This is a genomic window from Glutamicibacter sp. B1 (genome assembly GCF_039602135.1).
Classification (GTDB): domain Bacteria; phylum Actinomycetota; class Actinomycetes; order Actinomycetales; family Micrococcaceae; genus Glutamicibacter; species Glutamicibacter ectropisis.
Genome location: NZ_CP125942.1, coordinates 20,797 through 33,780, shown reverse-complemented (window position 1 = coordinate 33,780; position 12,984 = coordinate 20,797). Strand labels below are relative to the sequence as shown.

At 56.4% G+C, this 12,984-nt stretch carries 11 protein-coding genes and 1 tRNA gene; 9 read left to right on the top strand and 3 right to left on the bottom strand.

Annotated features, from left to right (window positions below):
• Positions 1 to 9: 9 nt before the first annotated feature.
• Positions 10 to 981, bottom strand: coding sequence for a nucleoside hydrolase (locus QMQ05_RS00175; RefSeq protein WP_345472011.1), 972 nt, complete (start codon positions 979 to 981; stop codon positions 10 to 12).
• 204 nt (positions 982 to 1,185) lie between these two features.
• Here QMQ05_RS00175 and QMQ05_RS00170 point away from each other — a divergent pair, with 204 nt between their 5' ends.
• Positions 1,186 to 2,178, top strand: coding sequence for a LacI family DNA-binding transcriptional regulator (locus QMQ05_RS00170; RefSeq protein ID WP_345474806.1), 993 nt, complete (start codon positions 1,186 to 1,188; stop codon positions 2,176 to 2,178).
• Between the two features lie 22 nt (positions 2,179 to 2,200).
• On the opposite strand, the gene QMQ05_RS00165 is transcribed toward QMQ05_RS00170, so the two are convergent.
• The gene (locus tag QMQ05_RS00165) at positions 2,201 to 2,737 is read right to left on the bottom strand and encodes a YdeI/OmpD-associated family protein (protein WP_345472009.1); all 537 of its coding nucleotides are present in this window, start codon (positions 2,735 to 2,737) and stop codon (positions 2,201 to 2,203) included.
• Positions 2,738 to 2,811: 74 nt separating this feature from the next.
• Between QMQ05_RS00165 and QMQ05_RS00160 the strand changes: the two genes are divergently transcribed.
• Complete coding sequence (locus QMQ05_RS00160) at positions 2,812 to 3,267, top strand: DUF523 domain-containing protein (protein ID WP_345472007.1); 456 nt, start codon at positions 2,812 to 2,814, stop codon at positions 3,265 to 3,267.
• Between the two features lie 76 nt (positions 3,268 to 3,343).
• Here the strand turns inward: QMQ05_RS00160 and QMQ05_RS00155 are convergent.
• Positions 3,344 to 3,427: transfer RNA gene (locus QMQ05_RS00155), tRNA-Leu, on the bottom strand.
• Positions 3,428 to 3,708: 281 nt separating this feature from the next.
• Here QMQ05_RS00155 and QMQ05_RS00150 point away from each other — a divergent pair.
• Genes QMQ05_RS00150 through pknB form a run of 7 tightly spaced genes read left to right on the top strand, consistent with a single transcriptional unit; the run spans position 3,709 to position 12,973 of the window.
• Positions 3,709 to 4,521 carry a DUF3662 and FHA domain-containing protein gene (locus QMQ05_RS00150; protein ID WP_334121257.1) on the top strand — a complete coding sequence of 271 codons (813 nt, stop codon included), beginning with the start codon at positions 3,709 to 3,711 and terminating at the stop codon, positions 4,519 to 4,521.
• Complete coding sequence (locus QMQ05_RS00145; protein WP_334121258.1) at positions 4,518 to 4,997, top strand: FHA domain-containing protein FhaB/FipA; 480 nt, start codon at positions 4,518 to 4,520, stop codon at positions 4,995 to 4,997. Before QMQ05_RS00150 ends, QMQ05_RS00145 begins: the two co-directional genes overlap by 4 nt.
• Before the next feature lie 3 nt (positions 4,998 to 5,000).
• Positions 5,001 to 6,401, top strand: a complete 1,401-nt coding sequence (locus tag QMQ05_RS00140; RefSeq protein ID WP_345472003.1) for a PP2C family protein-serine/threonine phosphatase — start codon at positions 5,001 to 5,003, stop codon at positions 6,399 to 6,401.
• Complete coding sequence (locus tag QMQ05_RS00135) at positions 6,398 to 7,795, top strand: FtsW/RodA/SpoVE family cell cycle protein (protein ID WP_058256609.1); 1,398 nt, start codon at positions 6,398 to 6,400, stop codon at positions 7,793 to 7,795. Before QMQ05_RS00140 ends, QMQ05_RS00135 begins: the two co-directional genes overlap by 4 nt.
• The gene (locus tag QMQ05_RS00130) at positions 7,792 to 9,246 is read left to right on the top strand and encodes a peptidoglycan D,D-transpeptidase FtsI family protein (protein WP_345472000.1); all 1,455 of its coding nucleotides are present in this window, start codon (positions 7,792 to 7,794) and stop codon (positions 9,244 to 9,246) included. The genes QMQ05_RS00135 and QMQ05_RS00130 overlap by 4 nt, the downstream gene beginning before the upstream one ends.
• Entirely contained in the window at positions 9,243 to 11,063 is a 1,821-nt protein-coding gene (locus QMQ05_RS00125; RefSeq protein WP_345471998.1) for a protein kinase domain-containing protein, read from the top strand. Before QMQ05_RS00130 ends, QMQ05_RS00125 begins: the two co-directional genes overlap by 4 nt.
• Positions 11,060 to 12,973, top strand: coding sequence for a Stk1 family PASTA domain-containing Ser/Thr kinase (gene pknB / locus QMQ05_RS00120; protein ID WP_345471996.1), 1,914 nt, complete (start codon positions 11,060 to 11,062; stop codon positions 12,971 to 12,973). Before QMQ05_RS00125 ends, pknB begins: the two co-directional genes overlap by 4 nt.
• Positions 12,974 to 12,984: the final 11 nt, after the last annotated feature.

Genomic DNA, 12,984 nt, shown 5'->3' with positions numbered 1-12,984 from the left:
AGAAGTTGTTTACTTCTGGGGTGTGACTTCGCCGATGCGTTGCAGTGCGTCCGTCACAAGGTTCCAGAATCCGTCGTGATCCAGGTCCACGGCCACCGAAGTGTTGCAGTGTTCATCGGCTGGAGCGCGGAAGTCGGTGACCGTCATCCCTAGAGTTAGCTCACCTCGAAGCTCCACGTTAACCGGCGCTTTGACGGTGCGCACGATCTGCGGGTCGATGACGTAGGCCACCGCGCAGGGGTCGTGCACCGGTGGTGCGTCGAAGCCTTGGTGGTCGCGGTACGCCTGAGCAAAGAAGTCCATCAATTCGCGCACAAATTTTGCCGGGCCGGTGCCGATCTTTTCGATGCTCTGGACGACTTCGGTGGTGGCCAAGGCCTGGTGGGTCAGGTCTAGTCCAACCATGACTACCGGCCAGTTTTCGTTAAAGACAATATGGGCTGCTTCTGGGTCCACCTTGATGTTGAATTCTGCGACCGCACTCCAGTTTCCGGTGTGGTAGCCACCGCCCATCAGCACGACTTCGCGTACTCGGGAGACGATGCGTGGTTCTTTGCGTACTGCCATCGCAATGTTGGTTAGCGCCCCGGTGGGCACCAAGGTGATTTCCCCTGGCTCATGGCTCATCACTAGGTCAATGATGACGTCTACCGCGTGGCGTGGGTCCAACTCGATGGTGGATTCTGGTTGTTCCGGCCCATCCATACCCGAGTCACCGTGAACATCTGCAGCGGTTTCTACTTCGCGTACCAGTGGGCGGGCGCAGCCGGCGGCAAAGGGAATGCCGCTGATACCGGCGATGGTTCCCACGGCGAGCGCGTTGGCGGTGACCTTCTCAAGGGTTTGGTTTCCGGCCACGGTAGTGACGGCCAGCAGGTCAATGGCCGGGCTTCCATGGGCAAGGATCATGGCGACCGCATCATCATGGCCTGGGTCGCAGTCCAAAATGATCTTGCGGGGTGTTGCACTGTCCTGAGCCATGGTGCCATCCTTCTTCTGCCGGCATGGGGCCGGATGTTAGTGACGATGCGATGATCTTTCTCTGAGCCAATTCTTTCCTGTTCTCGCAGTTGCGTCAAGCGCTTAACTAAGGATTTATCCCGTCGAGTGAGCGACTACGATGGATCCATGACGATTGCTGAGAAGACCGGAAATTCCCGCGAACCACGTCGGGTCACCGCGGCCATGGTGGCCGCGCATGCAGGGGTGTCCACGGCAACGGTCTCTTTAGTGGCCAACGGAAAGTCTTCGGGGCGAGTTTCAGCCAAGAATGAGCAACGCGTCCGCGAAGCGATTCGCGAACTAGGCTACTTTGTTGACAGCATCGGCAGCTCGCTGGCCAAGGGTGTCAGTTCCTTGGTCATCCTGGTAGCCCCAGATATTTCCAACCCCTTCTTCGCCAAAGTCATCGCCGGCGTTCGCTCGGTATTAGCCAACGACTACCAGCTCATGCTCTCCGTCACGGATTCCGGCGTCTCCCCCAGCGCGAGCGAAACTCGCAAGATCCTCGGGCTACGCCCGGCTGGCTTGCTGGTGCACGCACCAAGCCAAGAGTTCCTTGATGAGATCGGCGGTCACATACCGATGGTGGCCCTTGACGCTCCCGGAATTGACGCAAAATTCCCGGCAGTGAATATGGACGTAGCCCAGGGAGCCCGCGATGTAGTGGCACATTTTGCAGCTCAAGGGCATACCAAGGCCGCCTATTTAGATGCCATCACCGGAACGGAAACTCTCGCGGTGCGCCGTGAAGCATTCCTTCAGGCAGCTAAGGATTACGGTATTGAAGTTTTGCCGCAGTGCGTGGCCAGCTCGATGATTGATGTCACCGCGGCCTCGGAAACCTTCAGTGAGCAGTGGCAAATATGGAAGGAAAACGGGGTAAGCGCCGTGGGATGCGCCACCGACAATCATGCCTTCGGCGTACTACACGCAGCCCGTGCCCTGGGAATTCGCATCCCAGATCAGCTAGCGGTCGCTGGCTTTGATGATCTTCCCTATTCAGCCACGTCCAATCCGTCGATCACGTCGGTGCAGCTCAACGCCCAGGAAGGCGGACGGTTGGCGGCCCTGAAACTGCGTGCGTTACTCGAGGGGAAAGACCTCGAGCCATTGCAGAGCATGCTGCCTAGCTCATTGATTATTCGCGATTCCACGAAGAACGGTGTCGACGACTAGTACTGCGCCAGCGGCGGCAGTCTTATTCAGCGAGTTTGCCACCCTTGGCTAATTCGGGGTTGGTGCAAGAAGACAGGTCAAAGCAGCATGGACGGCGTTTGCCGTCGCGCAGCTTAGAAATACTCACCTCAACACGTCGTTGACGCGTATCCGGATTCTTGGTGGCTCCGACCCAACGAACCCATTCCCAGCGGGCCATGGGCGTCAGACTGACCCAATTCTCATCCAAATCACTGGCTTGATCTAAGGCTTCAGCCAGATCTGTCGGGACGGTGGTCTCGGGCCATGATGTACTCGGCTGTACCGAAAGCTGGATCTGTTGCCCAACTTCACCATCGATCACCGGAGCCTGAGCCGACTCCAAATCCAGCCAGTGACCGCGACGCCCATCAGGATCAATCACCACGGTATGCCCAGCAAAATCACCAAGGAGATCGACGGCCACCTGGCCGCGACTGGAAAGAAAGTCACTGGATTCTTGCTCTAAGCGAAGGATCCGATGTCCGTTGATCACATCAACGGTTCCGCGGATTTCAAATGGTTCTTTGGACGCAGCCACAATACTTACCTTTCACTTAGTAAATGGAATTCTAATCCAGTGCTCGATTCATGGCACACGACTAGGATAAAGACATGAGAAAGGTCCCGATACTTGTTAGCTCTTGTCTTGCTGGTATCCCCTGCCGTTATAACGGCAAAGCAAAAACTGACCAAAACATAGTCAATGCTGTAGCGCGCGGCGAAGCGATCGCCGCATGCGCCGAAGAACTAGGGGATCTGCCAACACCCCGACCTCCCGCAGAGATCGTCGGCGGGGATGGATACGACGTCCTTCAGGGAAACGCCACCGTCGTCTCTATTGACGGTCAAGATCTCACCGAGGCCTTTGTCGCCGGGGCTCAAAAAGTTGCCCAGCTGGCTACCTCCAACGGAATCACCGAAGCAGTGTTGCAAGATCGCAGTCCCAGTTGCGGTTGCGGGGCGATTTACGACGGCTCTCACAGTGGGACCCTTGCAGAAGGTGATGGCGTACTGGCGGCCATACTCAAGCAGCGAGGACTGCAGGTTTCGGCACGCCGTGGCCAATAGTTATCAAAGCGATACCTGAAAGAAAAATAACCTCTGCAATGAATGAAAATTCATTGCAGAGGTTATTTTTAATTTGTGCGCGAGGGGGGACTTGAACCCCCACGACCTTGCGATCACTGGCACCTGAAGCCAGCGCGTCTACCAATTCCGCCACTCGCGCATATGTAATTTTTGTTGCGTCGTGCTTTTGCAACAAGAAATAGCTTACACACACATTTTCAGTTCACCTAATCGAAACCTTGACATGTGGCCAGAGACACAGGCATTCGTCCCTGACCTCGGTATCGTTGAGTTACCCTCGCGTCGATCACCCAAGGATTTTTCGGCATTTGCACAGCTGAAAACAGTAAGATCGAATATGAAGTTCTGTGTTCACTGCTTTTACGTACGAATTACGGGACACTAAGACAAACAATGGACCCCTAGGAAGGAGCACGAATAATGGGCTTTCTCGACAATGTCGAACGCGGCTTAGAGAAGGTCGTCACAAGCTTCTTTCGTGGAACCAGCACCGCAGACCTCAAGCCAGTAGAGCTGACTACTGCCCTGCGCAATGAAATGGATCGCGGAATTCTGCCAATTAGCGAAGGACGCAGTCTTGCTCCGAACGACTTCGTCGTTGCGTTGAGCACCAAAGACTTCGAAACCGCTAAAAGCTGGGGACGTGCCGTCGTTAATGAAATGGCTAAGGTCACCGCAGAGCACGCCACCAATCAGGACTACTCGGTCCATGGCGATGTCATGATCCATTTTGTATCCAAACAAGATTTCAAGCCTGGCGAAATGGAAATCACTGGCTCCGTCAAGGAGACCAGCTCCCATGTTGTTGCTTCGGCTCCGGTAAAGACGCCTACCGCCAAGCCAGCCAGCCAGCCATCGCCGCGCACCACCGCGCAGCCACGTCCCAATGTCCGACCTATCAACGAGATCCCCAAGGTGCCAACCCAGAAGCAGGCCATTCTTGAGGTTGCAGGACAGCGTTTCGCGCTGAACCATCACTCGGTTGTTTTGGGCCGTTCGGCAAGCACCGACATTCCGGTGGATGATTCTGGTGTTTCACGTCAGCACATCCGCGTTGAAACCCGCGGTAAGACAAACTTTGTGGTGTCCGATTTGGGTTCAACCAATGGAACCTATGTGGACGGTAAAAAGATCTCCGCTGAAACTCCCATTTTTGATGGTTCGGTCATCACTATCGGACAAACAAAAATAGTCTTTCGGCTCATCACCTCGAATAACGGAGGCCGCGCATGAACGATCTGGTTCTCACCCTGTTCCGACTCGCCTTCCTTGTGCTGATCTGGCTGCTCGTTTTGAGCGTTGTCGGATCGATGCGTCGTGATTTGGCTGTCGGATCTCGAGCCCGCACAGGCAAGCCCAGCGCACGGGCACTGAAAAAGAACCCTGAGCTGGCAGAACCAGAAGCTCCGGCGCGCAAGGCTGCAACATCCTTGGCTATTGTTGAAGGCCCACTGGCTGGCAACAGCATCCCACTAAGCGGTCAGCCGATCATGTTTGGTCGTGCCCAGGATGCAACCGTGGTGCTTGACGACGACTACGCTTCCGGACGTCACGCACGACTTTTCCCACAGGGATCACGCTGGTTCATCGAAGATTTGGGATCCACCAATGGCACCTTCGTCGGTGACAGTCAGCTCACTCGCGCACAGCCTGTGGAACCGGGTCAGCGGATCCGCATCGGAAAGACTGTCCTGGAATTGAAGTCCTAGCCTATGGCCCTCAAACTCAAATTTGCCGCAAAGTCTGACGTCGGACGGATTCGTAAGAAGAACGACGACTCCGCCTACGCCGGTGAGTATCTAGCTGTCCTTGCCGATGGCATGGGTGGCCACGTCGGCGGCGATGTGGCTTCTGCCTCCACGGTCTTGGACCTGGTGCACTTAGACCACGCAGATATCGTCGATCCGCAAAACGCTCTCCCTGATGAAATTCAGGCCGCGAATCTGGTACTCAATGAACTCGTCGGTGCCAACCCGAAGCTCTCAGGCATGGGCACCACTGTGACCTCCCTACTGCTCTCTGGCAGCACCTTGCACATGGCCCATATCGGTGACTCGCGCGCTTATCGACTCAAGCACGATAACTTTGAACAGATCAGCCGTGACCACACCTTCGTGCAACGACTCGTTGATGAAGGACGCATCAAGCCGGCAGAAGCTGAAGTCCACCCTCATAAGAACGTATTGCTACGTGTTCTAGGTGATTCTGATGCTTCCCCCGAGCTTGATGTCCAGCAGATTGAGGCTGAGCCCGGCGAACGCTGGATGCTGTGTTCCGACGGTCTGACCGACGCGGTCCCACTGCCCATCATTGAGCAGATCATCCGTAGTACCAAGGACATGGACGAGGCAGTTAACGACCTCGTGGCCATCACGCTGAAAAATGGCGCACCCGATAACGTCACCGTGGTGATGTTTGAAGTCGTTGAGGACAGCACCGATGAGTCCAGCGAGCCTTCGGTACAGGAACCAGCTCCGGATACCGCCCAGTTAGCTATTGCGGCTGAGGGCGATATTGAAGCCAGCGCCTCACTGCTTCGTCACGAAATTTCGCAACGCCCACATCTTTTGGTCGGCGCAGCTCAGCTAGCTACGCAGACCGGTCAGATACCTGTGGTCACCCAGCACACTGGTGAGCGTCGCGCGGCCGCGCTGCTGACCCACCGTTCGCCGGCGGCCGGTCAGGTACTGGATCCAGTGGAAATTCCACCGACACGCCGTCGCTGGATGATGCCTATTCTGCTCACCCTGGCAGCCTTCCTCGTGGTGGCTCTCGCCGTATGGGGTTATATGTGGACTCAGACCCAGTACTTTGTTGGCACCGTGGATAACAAGGTCGCCATCTATAAGGGTGTTCCGCAAGAGCTTGGCCCGATTTCACTATCTGAGGTTGATACTGTCAGCAAGGTTCCACTCGAATCCCTGCCCGAGTATTCACGCCAACGAGTTGAAGCCACTATTTCGGCCGAAAACCGTGAGCACGCCCAGATGATCATTCAGGAACTGTTGGTCACCGCCAAACAGAACTGCCCGGTACAAGTCCCGGGATCCAGCGATTCATCAAGTAGCACCCAAACCGAGCTGCCAGCCTACTGTCAGGAGATCATGCAATGACCGAAGTGCAGACCGCACCGGTACCACGGCGCAATCTCGAGCTGTTGCTGCTTGTACTGGCCCTCTGTGTCGGTGGTGCAGCGTTCTTCTTGGTGGGTAGCACCACCGAGGGTGTCGACAATACTGACTTCTATGTTCAGATGAGCATCATGGCGGTCCTCGCCCTGTCGGTTCACGTATTGCTTCGCATTTTCGCTAAATATGCCGACCCGGTAATACTTCCAATTACGGTGGCGTTGAACTCTCTTGGCCTGGCCATGATTCACCGCATCGACTTGGCGAAAGGTACCTCCCAGTCAGCCCGACAACTGCTGTGGACCGCGATAGCCATCGTCATTGCCGCAGCAGTTCTCTGGGCCGTCAAGGACCATCGAATCCTGCGTCGCTTCACGTACATTGCCCTTCTGGCATCTATCGTGTTGCTTCTGTTGCCGCTGATCCCACACCTGGGTGTGACCATCAACGGTGCACGAATCTGGATTCGCATCGGCGCTTTCTCCCTGCAACCGGGTGAAATCGCCAAAATTACCCTGTCGATCTTCTTCGCCGGGTATCTGTCGTCCAATCGCGACCTGATTCTGCTCGCCGGACATAAGTTTGGTCCGCTCCAGCTTCCCCGCCTACGCGATATGGCTCCTATGGTCATCGCCTGGTTGCTGTCCATTGGTGTGCTGGTTGTTCAGCGCGATCTTGGTTCAGCCATCTTGTTCTTCGGCCTGTTCATCGTCATGGTGTACGTGGCTACCGCCCGCATCTCTTGGGTACTGATCGGCTTGCTCATGGTGGTCGCCGGTGGATTCGTCGCCGGACTAACCATGAGCCACGTGACGCGACGCCTTGATGTTTGGCTCAATGCTTTTGACCCAGCCATCTATCAGGCCGCCGGCGGCAGTATGCAGATCGTTGAAGGTCTCTTCGGTATGGCTGACGGCGGACTGTTCGGCACCGGCCTTGGCGCTGGCTCCCCGTACCGAGTACCGCTAGCCAACTCCGACATGATCATCGCTTCCTTTGGTGAAGAGATCGGCCTGATCGGACTGACCGCGATTGTCTTGCTCTACATGCTGCTGGTCTCTCGTGGTCTGCGTGCAGCCCTCGGTTCTCGCGACTCCTTCGGCAAGCTCTTAGCCGCCGGTTTGTCCTTCACGCTCGGCCTGCAGTGTGTGGTCATCATCGGCGGTGTCACCCGCCTGATTCCACTGACTGGTTTGGCTACACCCTTCATGGCAGCCGGTGGTTCATCCCTGCTGGCCAACTGGATCATCATCGCCCTCCTGCTCTTGATTTCGCACAATTCACGCCGACCTAAGTCCGGCGTCTCAGGACCCACCGATGAAATTGCAACACCCAGTAAAGCCCCAACGACCAGCACCAAGGTGGTGAAGAGCAAGTGAATCAGGCCATTAAGCGAGTCTGGGTTGCACTAACCCTGCTCTTTGTCATTTGCCTTGGCGGATTGAGCTATATCCAGTTCTTTAATGCTGACAAGCTGACAGATAACGCACTGAATAAGCGTCAGTTGTACCGTGAGTTTGATTTGCCGCGTGGCGCCATCCTGGTTGACGGCAAGCCCATCGCCGAGTCGGTCCCTACCGATGACGGGCAATTTGAGTACCAGCGTAAGTACACCGACGCAGAGGTCTACGCACACCTAACCGGTTACTACTCGCTGGCCAACGGCACCACCCAGTTAGAGTCTTCACTCAATGACTGGCTCACCGGAACCAGCTCGGATTTGCTGTACGACCGCCTGTTGGCGATGTTCACCGGCAAGAAGACCGAGGGTGCCTCCGTCGAGCTGACTATCGATGGGGATCTACAAAAGACCGCTTACAACGCCATCCCGGATGGCGTGAAGGGCACCATCATTGTCACCGATCCAAAGACCGGCGACATTCTTGCGATGGCATCCAAGCCAAGCTACGACACCAATGACCTTGCGGTACATTCGACCACCAAGGCTGCTCAGAACTTGAAGAAGGTCAGTGAAATTGAGGGCCTGAGCCCTTATCTGAACCCTGCCATCAGCAGCCTGAACTTCCCCGGTTCGTCGTTCAAGATCCTCAGTACGGTCGCCGCTCTGGAGTCTGGCAAGTACGACCTTGACACGGTTATCGACAATCCGACCTCGGTGAACTATCCAAACTCCACTCGTTCAATGAACAACTTCCAAGAAGGTATTTGTGCTCGGGAACCACGGGCCCGACTGGCCTTCATCTTTGCCCAGAGCTGTAACACTCCGTTTATGGAAATTAGCCAGACCGTTGGCAAGGAAGAGTTCGCGAATGTGGCTGAGCGCTTCGGTTACGGCCAGCAGTTGAGCATCCCGCAGAATGTGGTGCCAAGCCAGTTCCCGACCGACGACGCTGACGCAGCAGATTTGGCACGTATGGCTATTGGTCAGGGTAGCAACAAGGTCACCGCACTGCAGATGAACATGGCAGCCATGGCCATTGCCAACAAGGGCGTGATCATGAAGCCAAACATGATCGATAAGGTGATTGCCCCGGACCTTCGAGTCATCGAAGAACCTAAGCCGGAGAAGTTCTCCACGGCGACCACCCCAGAGGTTGCTGCACAGCTCGCTGAGCTCATGGAAGGCCCGGTCAAGAGCGGAACTGCGATGAATGCTGCGGTCCCAGGCGTGGACTTCCGCGCTAAGACCGGTACCGCACAGCTCGATAACGGCACCAACCATGTGAATTCCTGGATGACTGGCTTTGCTCCGGCAGATGACCCACAGGTGGCCATTACGGTCACCTTGCAAGACGTAGATTACAACACTGGTCACAATACGACCGGTGCACTGATGAAGACGATGTTAAAGGCGGTGTTCAACAAGTGAGGCCAGTAACCGGCACCACCTTGGGCGGACGTTACAAGCTCACCGACCGCATTGCGATCGGTGGCATGGGCGAAGTATGGAAAGCTCGTGACCAGGTCCTTGGACGCCTTGTAGCGATCAAGATCCTCAAAGAGGAATACACCGACAACGAAAGCTTCCTGACACGATTCCGTGTTGAAGCCCGCCACACCGCCCTGCTCAACCACCCGGGCATCGCCGGCGTCTTTGACTACGGCGAAGAGCAAGGCTCCGCCTACTTGGTGATGGAACTTGTTCCAGGCCCACCGCTGTCCACCATTATCGAGCGTGAACGCAAGCTCGAGGTGGACCGTACCCTCTCGCTGATTGCACAGACCGCTCGCGCGCTAGCCGCAGCCCACGAGCACGGACTGGTGCACCGCGATGTGAAGCCGGGCAACATCTTGGTCATGCCTTCGGGCATTGTGAAGATTACCGACTTCGGTATCGCACGCCTGGCAGACCAGGTCCCACTGACCGCGACCGGTCAGGTGATGGGCACTGCCCAGTACCTGGCTCCAGAACAGGCCACCGGACAAAATGCGACCGGCAGCTCGGATATCTATGCCCTGGGCGTGATCGGCTACGAGTGTCTTGCCGGACGACGCCCGTTCACCGGCGAATCGCAGATCGCTATCGCCCTGGCACAGGTCAACGACGCTCCCCCAGCGTTGCCGGACACCATCCCAGCACCGGTACGTCAGCTGATCATGTCGATGTTGGCCAAGAACCCTGCGGACCGTCCAAAAGACGCGACCGCTTTGGCTAAGGCAGCCGACGCACTGCGTGCCGGTGATACCAACACCGCCACCTTGGCGGTGCCTGGCATGCTCGCCACCGGTATTTCTGAGGACGCAACGCAGGCACTGAACCTGAATGATGACGCAACCCGCGCCATGACCCGCCAGGATTCTGCGCCAACGATGACCAACGCCATGCCTACCGTGGTGGAACCGGTGAATACCGCCAGTGGTTTCACTGCTGCCAGTAATCCAGAAACCAATGGTTTTGATGATGAGGATGTCGACGCACAGGATCCACAGCCTGAGGAATCCAAGCGTAGTCCGTGGCTGATCCCTCTGATCGTGATCATCGCGCTGGCAGTGATTATTGCACTGTTGACCTGGTTGATCCCGGCCTTGAGCAGCAATAACGATGACAAGCCTACGGCGACTATCACCGAGAGCACCTCCGAATCGGCCGAGTCCACTGAGCCTACGGAAGAAACGACCGAACCGACAGAGCAGAGCACTCCGGCTTCGGAGACTTCTTCCACACCTTCGGAAAGTGCTAGCCAGAGCCCCGAGTACGTTCAGGTCTCGTCATCACTGATTGGTCAGGATATCGATACTGTCACCCAAGAACTTGAAGGCCAGGGCCTGAAGGTTAATGCGGTGCCGCAGGAAACCAATGACTATGATCCCCGCGAAGTGATTTCGCTGAACCCCACGGGCAACGTGGAAGTTGGTGAAACCGTTACGGTTACCTACGCCATGGCAGCGGAGACCGTTGAGGTTCCATCGGTGACCGGAATGAGCTATTCCGCAGCACAGCGGCAGCTCCAGAACGCTGGGTTGGCTGTAGCCAAGGGTCAGGAACTGACCGATTCTTCGGTGGCCGGCACCGTTCTCTCGCAGGACGTCACGGCAGGCAGTGAAGTTGCCCCTGGCACTACCGTCACCCTGGATGTGTCTGCTGGCCCGTCGCAGGAGCCAGAGGCTACTGAAACCCCGACACCAACCCCGTCTGCCACCCCAACGCCGACTGCCACGGAATCGGACCAGAGCACAGCACCATGAGCGAAGTTGAAGCATTGCCACCTGGCTTGCCACGGATGATCAATGACCGATACGAGATTGAATCGCTCATTGGTCGTGGCGGTATGGCGGATGTCTACCTTGCGCTAGACCATGTGCTCTCGCGCAAGGTCGCAGTCAAAGTACTACGCCCGGACACGGCCACCAATCCCATGGTGGTCAACAGGTTCCGGCGCGAAGCCAAGGCCGTGGCCGCATTAAGCCACCCAAATATCGTCGCTGTTTACGATACGGGCGAGTTACCTACCACCGAGCAGCAGCACGAACGCCTGCCCTTCATGGTCATGGAGTACGTCACCGGGAAAACCCTGAAACAGGTCATTTCTCAGGACACCATCGATGCCGAATTTGCTGTGCGCGTCGCCCGTGGCGTGTGTGATGCGCTAGATCATTCACATGCGAATAATGTGGTGCACCGCGATGTAAAACCGGCCAACGTCATGGTGACCGATGCCGGTCATGTGAAGCTGATGGACTTCGGTATCGCGCGAGCCCTGGATAATTCGGCCACGATGACGCAGACGGCAGCGGTGGTGGGCACCGCTCAGTACTTCTCCCCTGAGCAAGCTCGGGGTGAGCAGGTAGATTTCCGTTCCGATATTTATTCGGCCGGGTGCCTGTTCTACGAGCTGATTACCGGTAAACCACCTTTCACCGGGGATTCCCCGGTGTCTGTGGCCTATCAGCATGTCGGCGAGATCCCGCCAGCTCCGAGCGAGATCGCGCAGAACGTGGACCCAATCTTTGATCCGGTCTTGGCCAAGGTGCTCTCCAAGGAACGTGATGACCGTTTCCAATCCGCTGGAGCCTTTGCTGCGGCCTTGGAGGATGCCCTGAACGGGGTTGAATTCCATGAGGATCCAGCCGCACCATCGACCTATACTTTGCCGATTTATGGGAACCACGATTCCACGGAAACTGGTTTTGCAGCTCAGTCGGCACCGCTCACCTCTGAGCATCCGGTCTTCGCGGCTAATGATGCACCGGTGGAAACGACGCGTCATCGCTCTAACCGTGGGCTGATTGTGCTGTTGTCGCTGATCGCTGTGGTTGCTGTAGCGTTGGCTAGCTTCTTAGTGATCCGTTCGATTCAGGCTGATGCGGAAAAGCGTGCACCGGTGGCCGTACCTGATGTGAAAAATCTGTCGGAAGACGATGCCAGTAGCCTGTTACGAGATGCGACCTTTAATGTGCGCGTTGAACGTGAATTTAGTGAAGATGTCGATGAGAATAAGGCTTCGCGCACCGATCCCTCCTCAGGTACTCAGGTAGCCAAGGATTCGACGGTGACCTTGTACATCTCCGAGGGTTCAGAGCAACGCGTGATCCCCGAAGATCTTGCCAACCAGTCCGAGGCAGCAGCTCGTGATGCCTTGCGACAAGCAGGACTCGAAGTGGGAAACGTAACGCGTGAAGATTCGGCGACCATTCCCACTGACTGGGTTATTGGCACCAGCCCAGAACTAGGCTCCAAGGTAAAAGCTGGTTCGGAAGTCGATCTGATTCTTTCGACGGGCAAGGTGAAAGTTCCTGACCTCACCGGGATGACTCTGGATGAAGCCGAACAAGTCCTTAAGGATCAGGGCTTGGAAAAACTCTCGCTCAGCGACAGTAATAATACCGAAGTGACCAGCAACTTTGCTCCGGGCACTATCGCGAGACAAACTCCTAGCGCATCGGAAACCATGGAGCAGGGCGGCACCATTACCTACGACCTAGCCGAGGCTCCACCGGAACCAACGCCATCCGACACCCCTTCTGAAAGTCCATCTGAAAGTGAATCCTCGGGCGATTCAAATAGTGAGTCGCCAAGTGAGACTACTTCGCCGTCGCCAACCCAGTCACAGAGCGGAAAATTGCCCCCACCGGCAAATCCCGGTGAGGGCAACTAGTCGGCGAAGTA

Coding starts and splice junctions, on each gene's coding strand:
- QMQ05_RS00175 (WP_345472011.1), bottom strand. CDS start 981: ATGGCTCAGGACAGTGCAACACCCCGCAAGATCATTTTGGACTGCGAC.
- QMQ05_RS00170 (WP_345474806.1), top strand. CDS start 1,186: ATGGTGGCCGCGCATGCAGGGGTGTCCACGGCAACGGTCTCTTTAGTG.
- QMQ05_RS00160 (WP_345472007.1), top strand. CDS start 2,812: ATGAGAAAGGTCCCGATACTTGTTAGCTCTTGTCTTGCTGGTATCCCC.
- QMQ05_RS00150 (WP_334121257.1), top strand. CDS start 3,709: ATGGGCTTTCTCGACAATGTCGAACGCGGCTTAGAGAAGGTCGTCACA.
- QMQ05_RS00145 (WP_334121258.1), top strand. CDS start 4,518: ATGAACGATCTGGTTCTCACCCTGTTCCGACTCGCCTTCCTTGTGCTG.
- QMQ05_RS00140 (WP_345472003.1), top strand. CDS start 5,001: ATGGCCCTCAAACTCAAATTTGCCGCAAAGTCTGACGTCGGACGGATT.
- QMQ05_RS00135 (WP_058256609.1), top strand. CDS start 6,398: ATGACCGAAGTGCAGACCGCACCGGTACCACGGCGCAATCTCGAGCTG.
- pknB (WP_345471996.1), top strand. CDS start 11,060: ATGAGCGAAGTTGAAGCATTGCCACCTGGCTTGCCACGGATGATCAAT.